At 65.9% G+C, this 4,334-nt stretch carries 1 protein-coding gene; it reads right to left on the reverse strand.

The genetic code is table 11. The annotated features are described in order from the left end of the window. Positions 1-3,802: SBBP repeat-containing protein (locus HY726_07325; protein MBI4608799.1), on the reverse strand; the 3,802-nt coding region annotated here is incomplete at its 3' end. Between the last annotated feature and the right edge of the window lie 532 nt (positions 3,803-4,334).

The following is a 4,334-nucleotide window of genomic DNA, read 5'->3' on the forward strand; positions in this document are numbered from 1 at the left end:
CGGTCACGTCGCCCTTATTCCAGCCGTTGGCGTTCGGCGCAGGGGAGGCGGCCGCGATGGTCGTGGGCGGGGTGGTGTCCACTGCGACGGTGAGGGATTCACCCGGGCGGACTTCCCTCACCTGGCCCTGGAACTCGACGATGATCGGCTCCGGGCCTCCTAGATTCTGCACCTCGAACTCCCCCGCGGTGAGCCGCGCCACCCTTACCGTGACTCCGCTCGGAACCGTTGCCATGCCGAAGCTGTCCAGGAGGATTTCGATCGGTCCCGAGAGCACCTGAGCCGTCAGAGAACCGCACTTGGCAATGTTAACCACTTTGTCAGGGTTGAAGAGGAGCTCGAAGCCGCAGGCGTCGATAGTTGCTTTCTGGTCTAGACCACCGCCGGTGGTGCCGATCACGATCCCGGCAGGGCTCGCAACGAAAACCGTCATGCCGTGGGGCACCGATTTGATGGAACCCGAGACCGTGCCGCACAGGTGCCGGTTGGTGAAGGTCTTGGTGAAGGGGGGGCTGGGGTGGTCGCGCTTGTCGAAGAAGACGCCGCCCACCAGCTCGCCGTCGACCTGGTCCTGGATGCCGTCGCCGTCCTTGTCGGGCATCGGGAAGCCGAGGAGCGGGCTGGGCGCGAGGTTCAGCGGCGGGAAGCCGACGAACTGGCCCAGAGCGACGGGGCCGTCGCCGACCTTCAGATCGTGCTTCGAGTTCGCCGCTGCCGAGGTGAAGAAGATCCGCTCGTCGTTCGCCGTGTTGATGACCGACACGGAGTCGTCCCCGAAGTTGGCCACGTAGACCAGCGCGCCGTCCGGGGTCACGGCCACGCCCTGCGGCTGGTTGCCGACCGTGATGTGACCGACGACCGCCGGCGGGCCGATCACGGACTCCTTGATCACGGCCACGCTGTTGGAGCCGGGCAGCGTCACGTAGACCCGACTTTCGTCCGGGTGCGCCGCCACCCCGAACTGAGGGGCGCCGACGTCGATCGAGGAGACCCCGAGGCTGTGGTCGAACACGGAGACGGAGTTGATTCCAGTGTTCGCCACGTAGACCCTTCTCCCGCCGGGGTGCACGGCGATCCCGGCCGGGGCGCCCGCGGGGAGGGGGATCGTCGCTTGGACGAAATGCTTGGGCGGCGTCTTCGTGGTGTCCCTCCCGATGATGATGATGGAATTGCCCAGCTGGGTGGTCACGTAGATGAACTCGCCGATTGTCGAGGTCGGGGGGCTGACGGCGATGCCGAAGGGCAGGCCGCCCTGCCCCGAGGGCAGCTCGATCTCCTCGACCACTTCGTTCTTCTCCGTGTCGATCACCGAGATGGTGTGGGTCTTCTTGCCGGGGTCGATAGCGCCGTTGGCCACGTAGACCAACTTGCCGTTCGGGTGGACGGCCACGCCGATGGGCAGGAGGTCCACGAGGGGGAAGTTCTTGCTCAGGGGGATGGCCTTGAGGACGAGCGTACCGTCCATCACCACCACGGTGCTGCTCTTGAAGTCCGTCAGGTACGCGCGCCGGCCGTCCGGGCTCACCGCCACGCCTCGGAACTTGTTGTTAGGCGACAGCTGGAGGGGGCTGAACGGCACCACCGTATTGGTGTGGGTGTCGATCACCGCGACGCCGCCCTGGTTGAAACTGGCGACGTAGGCGCGGAAGCCCAGCTCGGCGATCTTGGTGACGAAGCCGTCGGAGTTAGCACCCACATTCTTGGGGCCTCCCGGTGTCAGGGGATTGACCAGGGGAAAGTCTTTCGAACCGCTCTCCCCCGTCACGTAGGCGTTGCACGAGGCGTCGAGCGCGATCCGGCGGCCCTTGTCGACCCCGGTGCCGCCGAGATACGTCGAGTAGAGCAGCTTGTCTCCCCCGGCGTTCAGCTTCGCCACGAAGGCGTCCGAGCCTTCCCCGAAATCGCCTGCTCCCAGCTTCGGGGCGACAAATGATCCTGCCCCTGGAACCTTCAGAGCGTTAGTCGATCCCGTCACATAGGCGTTGCCCCGGTTATCGACGGCGATGCCGGACCCGCCTGCCCCGCCGAGGGAGGTCACGTAGACGAGGGATTGGCGACAGTTGATGATCGGGCTGCTAGGAACGCAGGGGGTCGAGGGATCGGGATCGAATTTTGCGACAAAGGCGACCGACAATCCGGCCTTCGGCAGGACTGCTCCCAGCGGGAGCCGTTCGGGCGAATGGGTGGCCCCTGTCACATAGATGAAGCCCGAGGGGTCCACGGCGATCGCCCCCTCGTTCGGCAGGCCGTTTTCCGCCTTGCTACCGCCGAAATAGGTGGAGTAGACGAGGGATTCCTTGCAGGTGATCTGTTCTGCCTCTACTGCCGTACAGTCGGTGGGATTGGTATTCAGCTTGGTCACGAAGGCGTCTCGGTCACCCCCCATTCCGTTCTGGAAAGCTGTGTCGGTGGTAGGAAAGGTTGCCGATGTGGTGGCGCCCGTCACATAGGCGTGGCCGGCGCCATCGATGGCGATAGCCGAGCAGACATCGTCACCACCACCGCCCAGGTAGGTCGAGTAGACGAGCGACTCCAGGGGGGCCTTCTTGGTATCGAGCTTCGTCACGAAGCAGTCGTCGTTGAGGAGCGTGGCAGGGTGCAGGATCTTGACTGCCTGGAAGGCCTTGTCGGCGGTGGGAAAGTCCGCCGAAAAGGTGTGACCCGTGACATAGGCAATGTGCGACGAGTCCACGGCGATGCCCCCGCCCCCGAAGCGGTTCTCGGAGCCACTGCCGCCGAGGGTGACGGAGTAGAGGAGGGCATCGCCCGTGGCGTTCAACTTGGCCACGAAGACGTCGGTGCCGCCGCCCGGTCCCAGCTTCGTGGCGGTCCCGCTGGGAGGGGGACCGGGGAAGTCGATGGACTTGGTCGTGCCCGTCACGTAGGCGTTGTGCGAGGAGTCCACGGCGATGCGCCCATCGCCGGTGGAGTTCACGTCCTCGTCGTCGCTCCCGCCGAGATAGGTGGAGTAGACGAGCGCGGAGCCACTGGGATGCAACTTCGCGACGAAGACGTCGGTCTTGCCTAACACAACACTGAGAGGCGTCCCGAACGGACTGGGGAAGTCGTCCGAGAAGGTACCTCCGATCACATAGGCATGGCCTTGCGAGTCCACGGCGATGTCGGTGCCCCTATCGAACTGGCTGCCGCCGAGGTAGGTGGAGTAGAAGAGGACCGGGTCGATGACGAGCGGCTTGCCAGTGTCGTAGGCGGCAACCCGGAACTCCACCTCGTGGCCGCCCGCCGCCGCGTCAGCCGCCTCGCCCAGGACGTAGCCGCCGGGGACCGGGCGCCTGACGCCGTCGACCTCCTGGTAGATGGACGGCTTGCGCAGGCGCAGTTCGCCCGCCGCCGTCGCCAGCACCAGGTCGCCGTCGCCGTCCACCCGCGGCGGCGCCCCGTCCGCGCCCTCGACGACGAAGCGGATCGCGCCGGGATCGGCCCCGGGGGCGACGACGAAGTCGTACTCGAGCTGGCGGCGGTGGCCGTAGTACACCAGGTCGATCCCCGGATAGACGTCGGCGACGCGCACCCGGCCGTAGGTGGCGATGTTCGTCCGCCACTTCGCGGGATCGGTACCGATGAAGTAGTTGGCCTTGCCCGGCAGCGGGTCGAGACCGGTAACGGGCGGATCAGGGTTCGCGTCGAGCAGCTTCATGCGGAGGACGTGCCTGACCGGCGGCGCCGCGCCGCTCTCGTCCTCGGGGTGGGCGGCCGCGCCCGGCGACGGACGGAGGACGAGCACAGCTTCGGTCCCGGCCAGGAACACGCTGTAGCCACGCCCGCGCGCCAGGAAGTTCACGCGGGGATCGGTCTGGCCCTGGTTGGCCTCGAAGCTGAGCGGCAGGTTGCCGTAGGCGTCCCGGGCTCGCAGCCTGGGTCGCAGGTCCGGGGGAGCGACGGGCGCCGGCCCTGCGTTAATATCACCGTTAAACCCATTCCAAACGTAGACGTTGCTCGAAGCGGTTTGCCCATATACTGGCTGTGCCGCAATCGCAAATGCGAACGCGGAAGCGACGAGAAGTCCTGCCGTTGCTATACGTATTCGTTTACTCTTCCCGGTTTTGCTTATCATGCTGCTTACCTCCCGCCGAGCTAGGATCAAAGGGTGTGTAAAAGGGAGAAGGCGGTGTACCCTTCGGGCCCTCGGCCCACGCGTGCATCTTGAAATCTACGGACCTGACCGGAGCTTATCTCCCCCCTTTGCCCAGACTGTGAGGCACCGTGCAGGTTGCGGTCGCGCTGGCTGTGTTGCCCGCCAGGTCCTCGGCGCTTGCCGTGAGTGTATAGACCCGGCCCGTGCCGGTCCCCGAGCGCTCGGCTCGGAGCTGGAC

The organism is Candidatus Rokuibacteriota bacterium (assembly GCA_016209385.1).
Classification (GTDB): domain Bacteria; phylum Methylomirabilota; class Methylomirabilia; order Rokubacteriales; family CSP1-6; genus JACQWB01.